This is a genomic window from Arsenicibacter sp. R0_47, assembly GCF_057652235.1.
This window is the reverse complement of the sequence record NZ_JBYFCJ010000011.1, coordinates 48910-64689: the sequence shown is the minus strand read 5'-3', so window position 1 is coordinate 64689 and position 15780 is coordinate 48910. Positions and strand designations below refer to the sequence as shown.

Sequence of the window (15780 nt, the reverse complement as noted above, 5' to 3'; positions counted from 1 at the left end):
ATTACATATCGAATAATAACCGTGAAGGATCTTCAAGGATTTGTTTTACACGCACCAGGAAGCCTACCGATTCTTTACCGTCGATAATGCGGTGATCGTATGACAAGGCTACGTACATGATCGGGCGGACTACGATCTCACCGTTCACAACAACCGGGCGCTCTACGATATTGTGCATACCTAAGATCGCCGACTGAGGCGCATTAATGATTGGTGTCGACAGCATTGAGCCGAAGATACCACCATTAGTAATTGTAAACGTACCACCCTGCATCTGATCAATAGTCAGCTTATTGTCACGCGCCAGACCTGCCAGACGGATGATTTCTTTTTCAATCTGTGCGAAGCTCATCTGCTCGGCGTTCCGGACAACCGGCACAACCAGACCACGCTCTGTAGATACCGCAATTGAGATATCACAGTAGTCGTTGAACACAATCTGATCTCCGTCGATCATAGCGTTAACCGCAGGGAAATCGCGCAATGCAATGCAGACAGCCTTGGTGAAGAACGACATAAAGCCCAGGCCTACACCATGCTTCTCCTTAAACTTGTCTTTGAACTTGTTGCGGAGATCCATAACCGGCTTCATATCTACCTCGTTGAAGGTAGTCAGCATTGCCGTTTCGTTTTTCACCGCTACCAGACGACGGGCGATTGTTTTCCGCAGCGACGTCATTTTTTCACGACGCTGACCGCGCGCACCGGCAACCGGAGCAACAGCAGGAGCCGGCGCCGGAGCAGCAGCCGGTTTAGCTGGTGCCGGGGCAGCCGCTGGCTGTGGTGCCGGAGCCGCTGCAGGCTGCGCGTTGGTCGCATCTTCTTTCGTAATCCGTCCGCCAACACCTGAACCCTGCACCTGCTGCGGATCAATGCCTTTTTCAGACAAAATCTTGGCAGCTGCCGGAGACGGGTGGTTGGCCGCATAACCCGCCTGACCATTTGTTGGGGCAGGAGCAGCAGCTGATGTTGCCGGAGCAGGGGCTGCGGCAGGCTGTGATGCAGCAGCGCCGACTTCAATCCGCGCAATCACTGCACCAATTGGCAGGGTGGCACCCGCTTCTGCAACGATACGCAGGGTACCGGCCGCTTCTGCAGGCAGTTCAAAAGTAGCTTTATCTGACTCCAGTTCGCACAGAACTTCGTCAAGCGCTACCTGATCGCCATCCTTTTTATTCCATGACGCGATTGTAACTTCTGTGATTGACTCACCAACCGCAGGCACCTTCATGTCGATAACCTGAGCCGCTGCTGCCGGAGCAGGGGCAGGAGCCGCTGCCGGTGCGGGAGCTGGTTCGGCAGCAGGAGCCGGTGTTGCCGGAGCCGCTGACGGTGTTGAACCACTTGGTTCGATGGTACAAACAACAGCACCGATTGGCAATACATCGCCTTCCTGAGCCAGAATGTGTAAAGTCCCTTCTGCTTCGGCGGGTAGTTCAAAGGTGGCCTTATCGGATTCGAGGTCGCAAACAACCTCGTCCACTTTTACATAATCGCCTTCTTTTTTACGCCAGGCGCCGACAGTAACTTCCGTAATTGACTCCCCTACCGAGGGGACTTTTATTTCAACGGCCATATTGTTTAGTGGTTCGTGGTCCAGACCTGACGCTGTCGGCTGACAGCGCCAGGTCATTACTCACTTACATTTATTCAAACGCTTTGTTAACTAATTCAGCTTGTTCTTTGGCGTGCATTTTCGAGTATCCCGTCGCTGGTGACGCAGCCGCATGACGCGAAACCACGCGCAGCTTCAGATCTGAGGCCACACGCAGCAGATACGTCCAGTAGCCCATGTTTTCCGGCTCTTCCTGAACCCATACCAGATCAGCTTTCTTGTACTGACCTAATACCGCTTCCAGTTGCTTTTTCGGCAGCGGAGCGATCTGTTCCAGCCGGACAATAGCGATGTCATCACGCTTATCGGCCTGACGTTTTTCGTTCAGTTCGTAATAGATCTTACCGGTACACAGTAACACCCGTTTTACTTTTTTCGGATCAGCCGTTGTATCGCCGATAACTTCCTGGAAACAGCCTTTTGTCAGATCTTCCAGCGGTGAAATTACCTGCGGATGACGCAGCAGTGACTTTGGCGACATAACCACCAGCGGCTTCCGGAATGTCCACGTCAGCTGACGACGCATCATGTGGAACAGGTTAGCCGGGGTTGTTACGTTGGCGACGATCATGTTGTTTTCGGCACATAGCTGCAGGTAACGCTCAGGACGGGCATTTGAGTGCTCAGGTCCCTGACCTTCGTAACCGTGCGGCAATAACAGGACCAGACCATTCATGCGGTTCCACTTCGTTTCGCAGCACGAAATAAACTGGTCGATCATCACCTGCGCACCGTTTGAGAAATCACCGAACTGGGCTTCCCAGATTACCAGTGCATTCGGGTTAGCCAGTGCATAACCGAATTCAAAGCCCAATACGCCATACTCAGACAAGAGCGAGTTGTAGACGCTGAAGCTCTCCTGATCCTGCTGGATGTAGTTCAGGCTGTTATAGGATTCGTTGGTATCAACATCGTGCAGGACGGCATGACGGTGCGAGAATGTACCCCGCTGAACGTCCTGACCACTTAACCGGACAACCTTGCCTTCTGTCAGGATCGATCCGTAAGCCAGCAACTCGGCTGTACCCCAGTTAACCTGTTTAGTATCAAACAGCATGGTCTGGCGGTCTTTCAGCAGTTTTTCAATCTGCTTCAGCGGTTTGAAGCCTTCCGGCACCTTCACCAGCGCCTGACCGATTTTTTCCAGCTGCTCAAGCGAAACGCCTGTTTCCGGCGACTGATCAAAGTCGGCAGGGGTAGCCCGTTGCAGACTCCGCCATTCCTGCTCCATTTTCGGATACTTGTAAGGCAGTGCTTTCTGCTTCACCAGATCCAGGCGATCCTGGAGCATCGCCTTAAACTCCGAGTCCATTTTACCGGCCAGTTCGGCATCTACCTCACCGCGCTCGATCAACTGTTTGTTGTACAGTTCGCGTGGATTCTGGTGCTTGCCAATCAGGTTATAGAGCGTCGGCTGCGTAAATTTAGGTTCGTCCGATTCGTTATGTCCGTGGCGACGGTAGCACACCATATCAACGAAAATATCGCGGTTAAACTGCTCACGGAACTCAACGGCCAGTTTCATACAGAACACAACCGCCTCCGGATCGTCACCGTTGACGTGCAATACCGGCGCATCAATGATCTTGGCAACGTCTGAGCAATAGATCGATGAACGGGCATCTTCCCAGTCCGTTGTAAAACCAACCTGGTTGTTGATCACAAAGTGGAATGTACCACCGGTGTGATAACCGTTCAGCTTCGACATCTGGGTTACTTCGTACACGATACCCTGACCGGCAAAGGCCGCATCACCGTGGATCAGCACCGGCATGACCTTGTCGTAATCGCTGCCGAAGTGTCCGTCGGCGCGGGCCCGTACGAATCCTTCAACCACCGGATTTACGGCTTCGAGGTGCGACGGGTTCGGGGCCAGCTTCAGGTTAATGGTTTTGCCGTTCGGCGTTGTCTGCTGGCTGGAATAACCGATGTGGTACTTCACGTCACCATCACCGTATACTTCTTCCGGCAGGTTTCCTTCAAACTCGTTGAAGATCGCGTCGTAGGTTTTACCAAGTGTGTTAGCCAGCACGTTCAGACGGCCGCGGTGGGCCATACCGATCATGATTTCCTCCACGCCCATATCAGCTGCCTGCGTAATCATCGCGTCAAGGGCTGCGATGGTCGTTTCACCACCTTCCAGTGAGAAGCGCTTCTGACCGAGGTATTTTGTGTGCAGGAAGTTTTCGAACACAACGGCTTCGTTCAGTTTCGTCAGAATCCGTGTTTTCTCATTGATCGATGGCTTATACGTAGGCCATTCCTTCTCGATCTTATTTTTAAACCACTCCAATACGGCCGGTTCCCGAATATACATGTATTCGAAGCCGATGGGGCCGGTATAAACAGTCTTTAAGGTGTCAAGGATTACCCGCAGCGTCGACGGGCCGATACCGGTCCGCAATTGCCCTGCGGCTTCAAATGTGGTGTCCAGATCGGCTTCTGTCAAACCAAAATCGCTTAAATCAAGCAGCGGCTGACGATCTTTCCGTTCGCGGATCGGGTTTGTTTTCGAAAGGAGGTGACCACGAGAGCGGTATGCCAGGATCATGTTACGAACCTTCAGCTCTTTCTCTACGTGTGCTTTATCAACTGTACCAGAGGCAGTTGCAGCGCCGTTAGCGGTTACCGCAGCCTTGCCGTTGCCATTCCCGTTTGTGAGCCCTGACGGAGCGTTTTCCCCGTAGGTAAGCGAAAATTCAAATCCTTCAAAAAATTTCTGCCAGCTTTCATCGACCGAGGCCGGGTTCTGCTTATACGCCTGATACAACTGATCGACGTAAGCAGCTTCTGAGTTAGCTATATACGAAAATTTATCCATAAAAAACAACGCGTCAGTATTCAACTCGCAAAGTTACGGTATACGTCCGAAGTAGTTCGCAAAAATTTTGCCTTTTTATGCAAATAAACTATAGACGAATTCATTGCTTCTCAGGCACAACAAAAGTTTTGGCGGATAAGTTGTTTTACATAAAGTAAGCTCCTGCCGGCGGCTGTCAGGAGTTAAGGCAAAAATCCGTACACTTGCACCATACAGACTCCGTTACCCATATGCTGAAGCGCGTTTCCATTCAAAACTTCAAAAGCCTTAAGAACGTCTCCCTCGATCTTCAGAAGGTGAACCTCCTGATTGGGCCTAACAACTCAGGTAAAACGAATTTCCTGAAGGCGCTGGAGTTTGTTAAGGAAAGGTATAATGACTTCCCAAAAGCAGGTGATCAATCGCTGACGTTTAACCGAAACGGGCAGGATATAAACTTCTTAATTGTAAGCGACAACCAGGATCCTGTTCATATAGAGAAAAAGTACATATTAAAGTCCGGAGGAGAAAAAGCATCTCTTGTGTATAACAGCAAAGTTCAGTTTGCCGGAAATGGAGTGGTGCCTTTTATTGAAGGCGAAAAGGAGTTAGAGAGTTTACTCAAAAGCGTAGTTATCTATAAACCTGACCCCAATAAACTAACACAGCCTGGCCCTGTAGGTTTAAAAGAAGAGGTCGTAAGCACTGATGCATCTAATTTAGTTGGGTTTCTTGATTTGATGTTAAGCAAGTATCGAAAAGCTGTATTCAGTCAGATCGAAACGGACATACAAACCTGCATTCCTGAATTTGACGAAATTAATCTCGACGACGCACAACCGACCGAAGAATTAAAGAGACTATTCGGCGATAAATCATTCAAACGTCTGGGTTTAGGAAACAGCCGGCAAGGCATTACTTATTGGGCTGACGAACTTTCAGAAGGGACTCTTTACTTCCTCGCTCTACTCTGCATCATCCATCAGCCTAACCCACCTAAACTACTGCTGCTTGAAGAACCGGAACGTGGCATCCATCCGCGGCGGATACGGGAAGTTATGGATTTTATTTTCCGCTTAGCAGACGAGAATGATATACAGATCATTCTGACCACCCATAATGAACATGTGCTTGACGACTTTTCCACACGCCCTGAATCGGTTTTTGTGTTTGATAAGGACGTAGACGGTGCTACTTACGTGCGCAACCTGCAAAAAGACATTATTGAGCCAATTAATCAGCATAACAGGGAGCACGGATTAGACGAGATAGACTTAACAACTAACCTTAGCGAGAATTGGCTTTACGGGCTGTTAGGAGGAGTCCCTGACATTCTGTAATATGAATAAACTTGTTTATACCCTCATAAGTGAAGGGTTTGCCGAATACCAGTTCCTGCCGGCTTACCTTGAATGGATGGCCAGACAATCCGGACAGCTTCAGGTCGTCCGGACAAAAATTCAGATTGCTATTACCAGGAACCCCAGTGTTTCTAAAGTATTGCAGGAGGCCGGTACTTTGTGTGCACAAACATTTGCCGATAAGCGGAATCCATGTCATTTATTCATCGCCGGTATCGATTTGGATAAGCCTGATTTTGACGATGATCTTCCTCTACATACCAAACGTCTGGAAGAGCTGAAAGGGAAAATGGGAAAAGTTCATACACATTATGCAGAAAAAATTATCCTATATGTCCCTATTCAGGCAATTGATTATTGGATAGGCTATGTTCAATATAATGCTACCCCCAATAGTCTTGAATCATTCAGTAAAGATGAGATAAAAAAGAAAGTCTACGGAGATAAAAATCCTGATCGCCAACGTATTGAAAAAACAGTGCGTGTTATTGCCGCTAATGCAGATTTTAAGCGCCTTGCCAAACAATCCAGAAGCTTTAACCATTTTCATAGACAGGTGGAGGCTTTCTTAATACACTTCATTCAACAAAACCAGCAGGAACCATGAATTACCATGCGTCAATCATTGATACCATCGGCAATACGCCGCTGGTTAAGCTAAATAAAGTCACCCGAGGCATTCAGGGCACAATTCTGGCCAAGGTCGAATACTTTAATCCGGGCAACTCGGTCAAAGACCGCATCGCCATCCGGATGATTGAGGACGCCGAAGCACGCGGTATCATTAAGCCGGGCGGTACCATCATCGAAGGGACAAGCGGTAATACGGGCATGGGGCTTGCCCTCGCTGCCATCGGAAAGGGCTATAAGTGCATCTTTACCATGGCCGATAAGCAGTCGAAGGAAAAAATCGACATCCTGCGGGCTGTCGGCGCAGAAGTCATTGTCTGCCCGACCAATGTCGCCCCCGACGATCCCCGTTCGTACTACTCCGTGGCCAAACGCCTGAACCGCGAAATTCCCAACTCGCTTTACCCGAACCAATACGATAACCTGTCGAATGCTGCCGCGCACTATGATACGACCGGTCCCGAAATCTGGCGCGATACCGATGGCCGCATTACGCACCTGGCCGCCGGCGTCGGTACGGGCGGGACACTCTGCGGTACGACAAGGCTCCTGAAAGAGAAGAACCCGCATGTCGTTTCGGTCGGGATAGATACCTACGGGTCGGTGTTCAAAAAATACAAGGAAACCGGCGTTTTTGATGAAGGCGAGATCTATCCGTACCTGACCGAAGGGATCGGCGAAGACATTCTGCCACAAAACGTTGATTTCAGCCTGATTGATCATTTCGTGAAAGTAACCGATAAGGATGCGGCTATCATGGCCCGCCGGTTATCGCGGGAAGAAGGATTGTTTGTCGGCTGGTCGTGCGGCTCGGCAGTACATGGTGCGCTCGAATGGGCCCGCGATCACCTGACCGCCGACGATGTAATGGTCATTATCCTGCCCGACCACGGTACCCGTTATCTGGCCAAAATCTACAATGATGTCTGGATGAAAGACCACGGCTTTCTGGAAGACCGGACGTTTAAAACCGCCCGTGACATCATTTACAGCAAAACGCACCGCGGCGGAGAGCAACAAGCGATGCTGACGACGCTCGGTAAAGACGTTACGGTTGCCCAAGCCATTCAGGTTCTGAACCGCCACAGCATTTCGCAGCTGCCGGTCGTCGACGAAAACGATCACATTGTCGGTAGCCTGACCGACTCTACGATTCTTAACAAACTCATTGACGACCCGAGTATCAAGGACCGGACGGTAGAAGAGATTATGGACAAGCCCTTTAAGTTTGTCGGGCTCGATAATACCGTCGATGTCCTGTCATCGCTGATTGACCGCGAGAACAAAGCCCTGCTTGTTCGGGATGAAAACCAACAGGTACATATCATCACGCAGGCCGATTTGCTGGCAGCAATGACGGTATAAAAAAAGCGGACGACAGAGTTACTGTCGTCCGCTATGCTATTCTGCTGTATACTCTTAGTTCTTGTTCAGGTTACTGTGTTTACGGCCATAGAGGAAGTAAACGATCAGCCCTAACGTACCCCAAACCACGAATGCGATTTTTGTATCGACACGCAGGTTCCACATCAGGTACAGGTTGGCCAGAATACCCAGCGTTGCTACAACCGGCAGGGCCGGTGTTCTGTACGGGCGTTCCAGATTAGGCTCCCGAACGCGCAGCAGCCATACCGCACCGCAAATCATGGCAAATGCCAGCAGGGTTCCTGATGAACACAGCTCGGATACTTTATCAATCGGCGTCAGCGCAGCCACAACCGACACAATACCGCCCACCAGAATCGTGCTTTTCCAAGGCGTTTTAAACGTCGGGTGAACAGCACTGAAGAAATTAGGCAGCAGCCCGTCTTTGGCCATACCAAGGAAAACCCGTGTCTGGCCCAGCATCATTACCAGCATAACGGATGTCAGACCGGCAATGGCAGCAATCGTGATCAGATAAACCGCCCATGTCAGACCGGCATCGGCAAACGCCTGCGCTACCGGCGCTTTGAGGTCAAGATTGGTGTATTTCACCATACCTGTCAGTACCAGTGAAACCAGGATGTACAACAGTGTACAGATAATCAGGGAAGCAATGATCGCAAACGGAACGTCTTTCTTCGGGTTGATGGCTTCACCAGCCTGCGTTGATACCGCATCAAAGCCAATGTAAGCAAAGAACACGATACTGGCTGCCGTTACGATACCATTAAATCCGTAGTGGATCTGACCCGACTCATCTGTTACCGGCGACGGAATAAATGGCGTCCAGTTAGCCGTATCTATGTAGAAAGCACCTGCCACAATCACGAAGATTACGGTAGCTACTTTAATAATCACAATCAGGTTGTTTGTACTGGCCGCTTCCTTGATACCTTTGACAAGAATGTAGGTTACCACCCAAACGATCAGCAGGGCCGGCAGGTTAATGGCAAATGCAAAGTCCGGTACCGATTCGCCCGCAGCCCGCAGCTTCTCAGCTTTTTCCTGCGCCGTTACCGGGTCATTCATTAACCAGATCGGCAGATCGGCATGGAACAGGTGCAGGAGTTTTTCAAAATAACCTGACCAGCTCACAGCCACCGTAGTGGCCCCCATCATATATTCCAGAATAAGATTCCAGCCAATAAACCACGCGAAAATTTCACCAACTGTACCATACGAGTAAGCGTAAGCCGAGCCTTCTACCGGCAGGATAGAAGCAAATTCAGCGTAGCAGAGCGCAGCAAACGTACAGGCTACACCCGCCAGTACGAATGCCAGTGCCAGCGCCGGACCTGCCCAGTCGTGTGCTGCAATCCCCGTTAATACGAAGATACCGCCACCGATTACGGCACCGATTCCCAGCGAGGTCAGCCCCCAACGGGTTAATACACGCTTCAGCTCACTCTTTTTCATGTCGGCCTCATAAGCCGCAAGCGGTTTTTTCCGCCAAACACTCGTGTCTTTGGGTTTCAATTGGGTTTCCATATAAGGGAAAGATAGTTAGGCTTTTTGCTTAGTCAATGAAATTATTAATTGATTTTACCAGACAAGGTACGTAATTATTTCGGACAAACATAAATAGGGTAATCAGGGAAGTGAGAAGAAAGTAAAATCGTACAGTACTTTCTTCTCATTAACCTAATTACCCTATTTACTTACTCTTATGCTCAAATTACGCTTGTGACGGACGGATTTTTGGTTTCGGAACCTTCACCGCAGGCTCACCTTCTGCAACCGCCAGCGGGTCAGGCGTTACTTTAGGACCTGTACCGGCAGCTGGTGTCGATGGCTTGTCCTGATCCTGTGTCAGCGAGTCAACCACGATTGGTGTTGCCACGAACAGGGATGAGTACGTACCTACGATAACCCCGATCAGCATCGCAAATGAGAAACCACGGATAGTAGCACCACCGAAGATGAACAGGATAACCAGTACCAGCATGGTCGACAGACCCGTTACGGCTGTACGGCTCAGGGTACTGTTCAAGGCGTTATTAATAACTACTGACATGCTTTCCTTCTTACCCTTGTTTTCAGCCAGGTATTCGCGGACACGGTCAAAGACAACGACGGTATCGTTCATTGAGTAACCCATGATCGTCAGCAAGGCACCAACAAACGCCTGGTCAACGTCAAGCGAGAATGGCAGCCAGCCGTTAAAGATCGAGAACACCGCCAGGATCACCAGTACGTCGTGGAAGAGGGCAACCACCGCACCGTAACCGAAGGCCAGTTTCTTAAACCGGATCAGGATGAAGACGAACACAACCGCAACTGCCAGCAAGATTGACCACAGGGCCGAGTAGATCAGGTCTTTCGCAATGGTAGGACCTACTTTCTGCGAGCTCTCGATTTTCGCCTTGTTGCCGCTGACTTTGGCTAAGCCTTTGTTCATCGCTGCTTCTACCTGCTTATCGGCATTGGCATCGTCGTTATCAATCATGTAGTCAGTCGTCACCTTCATCTGGTTTGAGTTAACGCCTGTACCACCGTATGTTTTCACTTCCGGCGCATCGCCACCCAACGCATCTGTCAGCGCGCTGCGTACATCTTCCGTACCGATCGGCTGCTCAAAACGAACAACGTATGAACGACCACCTTTAAAGTCTACACCCAGACCGAAGCCTTTGAAGATTACCGAGATGATACCCAGACCGATAATTACCGAAGAAATTGTGTAGTACAGTTTCCGGCGCGATACGAAGTCGAAGTCAGAATCCTTGAACAGGTTCTTCGTCCATGGTGCCGAGAAGCTCACCGTCTTGCCGTCTTTTGTATAGGCTTCCAGAATCAGGCGGGTAATCAGAATGGCTGCGAAGAGCGATGTGAAAATACCAATCACCAGGGTTACGGCGAAGCCACGGATCAGACCGGTACCGAACAACAACAGGATGAAACCTGTCAGTAAGGTAGTGATGTTCGAGTCAAAGATTGACGAGTATGCATTTTTGAAACCATCGGCTACCGCTACTTTAAAGCTTTTTCCGAGGGCAAGCTCTTCTTTAATCCGTTCGAAAATCAGTACGTTCGCATCGACTGCCATACCGATTGACAGTACCATACCGGCGATACCCGGCATTGTCAGTACCGTACCCGGTACCGCTGCCATTACGCCTAACAGGAAGAATGTGTTCACTAACAGGGCGGCATCGGCAATAACACCCGCACGGTTGTAATAGAAGATCACAAACGCAAGGATCACGAACAAACCGGCAACCGATGAAAGCAGACCATCCTGAATCGCTTCAGAACCCAGGGTCGAACCAACGATGCTTTCTTCCACAATTGTTGTCGGAGCAGGCAGTTTACCGGCTTTCAGGACGTTGGCTAAGTCTTTTGTCTCTTCAACCGTGAAGCTGCCGGAGATGCTTGAACGACCGTTAGGAATTTCATTCTGTACGTTTGGTGCCGTATAAACCAGGTTATCCAGCAAAATCGCTACCTGACGGTTTACGTTAGCAGCCGTCAGTGAACGCCATTTACGGGCGCCTTCCGGGTTCATGCTCATCGTTACTTCCGGCTGACCGCGGTCGTCGTAATCGTTAGCCGCATCCGTGATTACATCACCTTCCAGTGGGGCTACGTTACCGGCTTTTTTCAGGAAGTAAATCGGCAGAATTTCCTTGTTATCCGTTGTCGGGAATGACTTGCGGTCCCAGGCATAAATCATGTCACCAGGGAACATCGCCTTCACCTGCGGATCATTCAGCGTAGCGTTGGCACGGGCAGTATCTTTCAGGTAAACACCCAGCTGGTTTTGTGAGATCGGCACAAACAACTGTGTCAGGGCCTGACCGGCAGCGGCCGTATCTTTTTTCGCTGAATCAGCTTTGCTCGACAGCTGAGACGCCAGGTTTCCGGTAGAGCCGGAAGCAGGCGCAGTCGGTGATGCTTTTGCAGCCGCTTTACGGGCAGCTTCCTGCTCAAGTAAGAAGGCACCTAAGCCTTCCAGACCGGTTGAGATTTCGCCCAGCTGGTATACTTCACAGAACTCCAGTTTCGCAGCACCGGTCAACAGGCGGCGAACCCGCTCAGGGTTATCAACGCCCGGTAATTCGATCAGTACGCGGCCTGAGTTCGGCAGGCGCTGGATGTTAGCGTTCGATACACCGAATTTATCCACACGGGCCTGAATGATTTTGAAAGCACGGCCAATCGCCCCTTCAACCTCATCGTTCAGTAACCGGCGGACTTCCGTATCCGTCGACTGATAGTTGATTTTACCGCGGTTGGCGCTTGTAGCAAACAAGCTGGCCAGACGGGCATTAGGCACCAGGTCCTTATACGCATCAATAAACAGGTCTACAAAGCTTGACCGGCTCGTCTTCTGTGCTTCAGCAGCAGCCTTCAGTGCCTGGTTGAATTTCGGATCACGGGTATTACCGGCCATACCTTTCAGGATGTCGGCTGGAGCAACCTCCAGAACTACGTGCATACCACCCTGTAAGTCAAGCCCTAAGCCTAATTCGCGTTCGGTTACTTCCTGTAATGTGTTACCCAGATAAACCGGCTCTTTCCAGAGAGAATCCAGATACCGTTGTTTTTTCGTCAGGTCAACAACACCCTGCTTATTCGTTGCATACGCCGTTGCATCTTCCTTGATGCTGCGTGAAACGAACGTAAACGACAGATAATAAATGCTCAGGAGCGCAATTATCCCTGTCAGAATCAAAATACCGTTACGATTTTGCATAACAATGGTTTTCGCCCGAACGCGTACTTAACGGTTCAGACGGATTGAAAAAGTAAACGATTGGTAATAAAGACTGGTAGTAAGAAAAACGGAGAGATTGGAAAGCCTGCGTTTCCGGAGACTGGAATCAGGGTGCGTTGGGGGCAATGAAATGACCAAAAACGTGCCTGAAGTAACTGAAATAAAAATATGGTATTGTAAAAATGCGGAGGAGGGATGCTGCAACCAGTAATAAAAAGACAAAAACCGGAGCCGGCAACAGGTAAATAGCCTGTGTAAAATCAAATGAAGAGGCTGGTGTAACAACCGCTTCAAACGAGGCTGCCTGGATTTTTGCTTCGGCCGGCGCGCCTGTTTTTTTACCGCTTTGCTGTTGTGCCGTTGTCTTTTTTGTTGTTCCCGACGTCAGTGACGTCAGTTCGTGGCTCCATCCAGCCAGGAACAGCATCAGGCTTGCCAGAAGCAGGCTTGACCAACGGACCAGTATGTTGCGCGAACTTTTCATGGAAATACAAAACGGATGACAAATTTCGTACCATTTTTGCAGTAATGCAAGTGCTTTTTTTAGCCTGTGGTCAGGCAGTAAGCGAGGTGGTTCTGATTCTTTTAGAACAAATACGCTACGTCATGAAACTGCCGAATGTTAATCGCCGGGAATTTGCCCGCCAGACTACCTTAGCCGTTGGAGCCGCACTCGCAGCACCCGGTACCCTTTTCAGTAAAAACCGGACTGCCGAACCAGCGGTTGTCGGGCATAATTCGCATAAGTACCGTGTCGTCCCGAACTGGGGCGTGCTGGACGCCGGCAAAAACCCCGTCAACGACTGCCATGAAATGGTGCAGGATGCCAAAGGCCGTATTTTCCTGCTGACGAATGAGACCCGTAACAACATCCTGATTTATGATAAGTCAGGTAAGTTACTGGACGCGTGGGGTACAACCTATCCGGGCGCTCATGGCCTGACGCTGTCTAACGAAGGCGGTGAGCAATTTCTGTTTATCTGCGACCCGAACCGCCATCAGGTAATCAAGACTGACCTTAAAGGCAAGGAGCTGCTCAAACTCGACTACCCGAAAGAAACCGGCGTCTACGACCATCCGGCCCAGTTCCTGCCAACCGAAACGGCCATTAATCCGGCCAACGGTGATATTTACGTGGCAGACGGTTACGGCGCCAATTACATTACGCAGTATGACGCCAAAGGCCGCTACATCCGCCACTGGGGCGGAAAAGGGGCAGACAACGGCCAGTTTGACTGCTGCCACGGTATTGTCGTAGATAATCGTAACAAATCGAATCCGACGTTGCTGATTACCGACCGCCGGCACAACTGTCTGAAGCGCTTTACCCTGGATGGCAAGTACCTGTCAACCATTGCGGTGCCGGGAACGTACATCTGCCGGCCGGTCCTGCACGGCGACTATATTTTTGCCGCTGCCTTCCGGAGCACGTCGGATGCTTATCCGGATTCGGGATACGTACAGATTTTTGATAAAAACGACAAGGTGGTTTCGACGCCGGGCGGCACCGAGCCTCTTTACCAGAACGGACAATTGCAGGAACAGCGCAAAGACCGGAGTTTTTCTCCTTTTCTGCACCCGCATGATGTCCTGGTCGATAGTGATGAAAGCCTGTATGTAGCCCAGTGGGCCTCCCGGAAAACCTATCCGATCAAACTGGAGCGCGTCGGATAACAGCCGGGCGCTGCGCTGGTCAACAACCCTTTTTACTCAATTGCTATGCTTTTAGTACAGGCATCATCTGCCCCTCAGGCTTCTGACTGGGTGCTTTTCTTTGGTCATTTTCACCCGTTGATCGTACACCTGCCGATCGGCTTTCTGCTGATTGCCGGCATACTGGAAATTGGCCGGCGGCTGGGAAAAAGCAGTATTTCCGACAGCGGTATTGCCAGTATTCTGTTCTGGTCGGCGGTAAGTGCCACGTTTGCCTGCGTATTCGGCTATATGCTGTCGCTGGGTGGTGGTTATGAAGCCGAAACACTCTCTGCTCACCAGTGGCAGGGTATCGGCGTTGCTGTTTTTGCGTGGCTCGCCTGGCTGGCCAAATCCAGCCGTTTCGGCGAAAAAATTCCGTTCGGATCGCTGGTTTACAGCCTTTCGCTCATCGCCGGTGTCGTACTGCTTATGTCGGCCGGGCATCTGGGCGGTTCCCTGACCCACGGTTCCGATTACCTGACACAATACACGCCCGAACCGATCCGTACCCTGGCAGGCATTCCGCCGCGCGAGCAGGAAGTGGCCATAAAACCGATTGCCGACGTAAATCAGGCGCTGGTATACGATCAGATCGTGAATCCGATTCTGAAAAGCCGTTGCGTACAGTGTCATAATCCGGAAAAATCGAAAGGTGACCTCCGGCTGGATACACCGGCCATGCTGCGCAAAGGTGGTGAGGATGGTCCGGTATTCGTGGCCGGAAAAGGCGGCGAAAGCGAGCTGATAAAACGTTGTCTGTTACCGCTTGAGGACGACAACCACATGCCGCCTAAAGGCAAAACCCAGCTTACCGACAGTCAGGTAGCGATCCTGACCTGGTGGATTGACCAGGGCGCGCCGTTTGACAAAAAAGTAGCGGACCTGACCATGACCGATGCGGTGAAGCCTGCACTGGCATCTCTGGGTTCTGGCGGCAGCCCGTCGGCCAGCCCCACAGCCAAACCATCCATACCGGAATCACCGGTCTTAAGCATGAAACTGTCACCGGCCGGCGCTTCTGCCCTGGATGAGCTGAAAAAACAAGGCTTACTGGTGATGCCCTTATCGAAAGAGCAGAATCAGCTGGAAGTCAGTGCGGTTAACAACCGTAGCTTTACCGATCAGCAGGCGGCCAGCCTGAGCAAAGCCGCCGAACAGATTGTCTGGCTGAAACTGGGAGACACCAAAATTACGGATGCGGCACTTTCTCAGGTTGCGCAGCTGAAAAACCTCCAGAAACTGCACCTGGAACAAACGGCCGTAACTGATGCCGGCCTGAAGCAACTTACGGCCTTACCTTATCTGGAATACCTGAACCTGTATGGTACCAAAATCACCGATGCCGGCCTGAAACAACTGGCAGGTATCAAAAGCCTGCGTACCGTCTATATATGGCAGACCGGCGTGACTGAAAAGGGGCTGGCCGAAGCGAAACAGGCCATGCCGGGCGTTGAGTTTATCGGGGGTCTCAGCGAAGCCCGCATTGCTGCGTTTATGCAGACAACAACGGCGGTGGCAGACGGGAAAAAATAAAAGA

Annotated in this window: 10 protein-coding genes; 5 read left to right on the top strand and 5 right to left on the bottom strand. The window is 50.7% G+C overall.

The window, feature by feature from the left end; translation table 11 throughout:
• Window position 1: 1 nt before the first annotated feature.
• Both odhB and AC23NW_RS18765 read right to left on the bottom strand, forming a co-directional pair.
• Window positions 2–1576, bottom strand: coding sequence for a 2-oxoglutarate dehydrogenase complex dihydrolipoyllysine-residue succinyltransferase (gene odhB, locus AC23NW_RS18770; protein WP_487451218.1), 1575 nt, complete (start codon window positions 1574–1576; stop codon window positions 2–4).
• Between the two features lie 70 nt (window positions 1577–1646).
• The gene (locus AC23NW_RS18765; protein WP_487451217.1) at window positions 1647–4436 is read right to left on the bottom strand and encodes a 2-oxoglutarate dehydrogenase E1 component; all 2790 of its coding nucleotides are present in this window, start codon (window positions 4434–4436) and stop codon (window positions 1647–1649) included.
• Window positions 4437–4666: 230 nt separating this feature from the next.
• Between AC23NW_RS18765 and AC23NW_RS18760 the strand changes: the two genes are divergently transcribed.
• Genes AC23NW_RS18760 through AC23NW_RS18750 form a run of 3 tightly spaced genes read left to right on the top strand, consistent with a single transcriptional unit; the run spans window position 4667 to window position 7771 of the window.
• Entirely contained in the window at window positions 4667–5755 is a 1089-nt protein-coding gene (locus tag AC23NW_RS18760) for an AAA family ATPase (RefSeq protein ID WP_487451215.1), read from the top strand.
• Between the two features lies 1 nt (window position 5756).
• Window positions 5757–6383 (top strand): hypothetical protein, encoded by a 627-nt coding sequence (locus AC23NW_RS18755; RefSeq protein WP_487451213.1) that lies wholly within the window; start codon window positions 5757–5759, stop codon window positions 6381–6383.
• A complete protein-coding gene (locus tag AC23NW_RS18750; RefSeq protein WP_487451212.1) occupies window positions 6380–7771 on the top strand; it encodes a cystathionine beta-synthase in 1392 nt (463 codons plus the stop codon). Before AC23NW_RS18755 ends, AC23NW_RS18750 begins: the two co-directional genes overlap by 4 nt.
• Before the next feature lie 54 nt (window positions 7772–7825).
• On the opposite strand, the gene AC23NW_RS18745 is transcribed toward AC23NW_RS18750, so the two are convergent.
• The 3 genes from AC23NW_RS18745 to AC23NW_RS18735 all read right to left on the bottom strand — a co-directional run bounded on the left by AC23NW_RS18745 (window position 7826) and on the right by AC23NW_RS18735 (window position 13032).
• Window positions 7826–9319, bottom strand: a complete 1494-nt coding sequence (locus AC23NW_RS18745; protein WP_293840679.1) for an APC family permease — start codon at window positions 9317–9319, stop codon at window positions 7826–7828.
• A 187-nt stretch (window positions 9320–9506) separates the two neighbouring features.
• On the bottom strand, window positions 9507–12527 hold the full coding sequence (gene secDF, locus AC23NW_RS18740; protein WP_487451210.1) for a protein translocase subunit SecDF: 3021 nt from the start codon (window positions 12525–12527) through the stop codon (window positions 9507–9509).
• A gap of 127 nt (window positions 12528–12654) precedes the next feature.
• Window positions 12655–13032, bottom strand: a complete 378-nt coding sequence (locus tag AC23NW_RS18735; protein ID WP_293838376.1) for a hypothetical protein — start codon at window positions 13030–13032, stop codon at window positions 12655–12657.
• Between the two features lie 122 nt (window positions 13033–13154).
• Here AC23NW_RS18735 and AC23NW_RS18730 point away from each other — a divergent pair, with 122 nt between their 5' ends.
• Both AC23NW_RS18730 and AC23NW_RS18725 read left to right on the top strand, forming a co-directional pair.
• Window positions 13155–14222 carry a 6-bladed beta-propeller gene (locus AC23NW_RS18730; RefSeq protein WP_293838373.1) on the top strand — a complete coding sequence of 356 codons (1068 nt, stop codon included), beginning with the start codon at window positions 13155–13157 and terminating at the stop codon, window positions 14220–14222.
• Between the two features lie 45 nt (window positions 14223–14267).
• Complete coding sequence (locus AC23NW_RS18725) at window positions 14268–15776, top strand: c-type cytochrome domain-containing protein (RefSeq protein WP_487451209.1); 1509 nt, start codon at window positions 14268–14270, stop codon at window positions 15774–15776.
• Window positions 15777–15780 lie beyond the last annotated feature (4 nt).